Source organism: Cytophagales bacterium (assembly GCA_019456305.1).
Taxonomy (GTDB): Bacteria; Bacteroidota; Bacteroidia; order Cytophagales; family VRUD01; genus VRUD01.
This window is the reverse complement of sequence record VRUD01000157.1, coordinates 1-1,676: the sequence shown is the minus strand read 5'-3', so window position 1 is coordinate 1,676 and position 1,676 is coordinate 1. Positions and strand designations below refer to the sequence as shown.

Annotated in this window: 1 protein-coding gene; it reads left to right on the top strand. The window is 38.1% G+C overall.

Features of this window, described 5'->3' with window-relative positions:
• Positions 1-258 precede the first annotated feature (258 nt).
• On the top strand, positions 259-1,676 hold a 1,418-nt coding region (locus tag FVQ77_17475), incomplete at its 3' end, for a PKD domain-containing protein (GenBank protein MBW8052095.1).

Here is a 1,676-nt window from a genome sequence, read left to right as displayed (position 1 = left end):
CTAATCTAATCACAAACCATTTAACCATATAGCCATATAACCATTTGTTGATTAATAACGAAAGAATCTATTTATTATAAATTTATGTGCGGGGTTATAGTTTAATAGTTTTTAGTTCTGGTTTTATAGTTATTTAGTTGCCTGCTCATCGTGCTCCCACTCTGCTGGTTTTAAAGGGTTGGAGTGAGGGTACGAATAATCTGGCAGCCTGCTATTCAGTCTCTATTCGTACTTAATAAACAAAAATCATCTATAATCATGAAACTTACTACATACACCTTTAAACTTATCATATTCAGTGTTCTTTTGATACCGACAGTTACTAATGCCCAATACCGGAATAGTAATTGGTGTGGCACTGATGAAGAAGTAAATAAATCTTTATCAAATAACCATGATTTAATTAAAAAAAGGAAGGAGCTTGAGTATTTTACCCAAAACTATATCACATCAAATAAAAAAAAACCCGGGCATACGCTTTATGTAATACCGATAGTATTTCATATTATCCATAATTATGGATCTGAAAATATTTCAAAAGAACAGGTAGAAAATGCTGTAAGAATTATTAACGAGGATTTTAAAAAACTTAACCCGGATAGCATTGATGTAGTACCCCCCTTTGATATTATTGCAGCCGATTGTGGGATAGAATTTAGATTAGCAAAAAAAGACCCTTCCGGAAATTGTACTCAAGGCATCACCCGAACTCTTTCTGATCTTACCTACGATGCCGGTGAAAATGTAAAAGACCTCATTAGCTGGAATACCCAAAAATATTTCAATGTTTGGGTTGTTGCTAATATTGCCAGTGGTGCAGGGGCTTATGCTTATTACCCGTGCAGCGCTCCTTCCTTAAGCCATGAAGGTGTGGTAAACCGGTATACACAATTAGGAGGTGGAAGAACTCTGACGCACGAAACAGGACATTATTTCAATCTTGCTCATACCTGGGGATCAACTAATGATCCGGGGTTATCCACCAATTGTTCTATAGATGATGGGGTCACTGATACCCCTAACACGATAGGAACTTTTGGTTGTAATTTAAGCGGTACATCGTGTGCTTCATTAGATAACGTTCAAAATTATATGGATTATGCCAGCTGCTCTAAAATGTTCACAGAGGGGCAAAAAACAAGAATGCTTGCTGCTATTACAGGTTCGCCATGCCGAAATAATCTTTGGACAAATTCTAACTTAATAGCAACAGGTACAAATGACGGTTATACAGCTCCTCCATGTGTCCCTATTGCAGAATTCAGCAATAATTTTAACGAAGGATGCGAAGGGCTTACAGTATTGTTTTACGATAAATCTTACGATGCTGATGTTGATAGTACCTGGACATGGTCGTGGAATTTCCCTGGAGGAAATCCAGCTACTTCCAACCTTCAAAATCCATCTGTTACCTATAACACCTTCGGTGTATATGATGCTACATTGACCGTATCTAATAGTACAGGAAGTGACGCCCTTACAAGAACAGGTATTGTTACTGTAAAACCAATTACAGGTGAAGTAACACCTTTACTTGAAGGTATTGAAAACTTAACTTTTCCTGCTCATCCAACCGATGCGAAAAAAGACTGGGATGTCGTTAATCCGGGAGGAGCTACCTGGGAGCGAACAACCACTGCCTTTTTCTCAGGCGCTGCTTCTGCAAGGATCCGCAA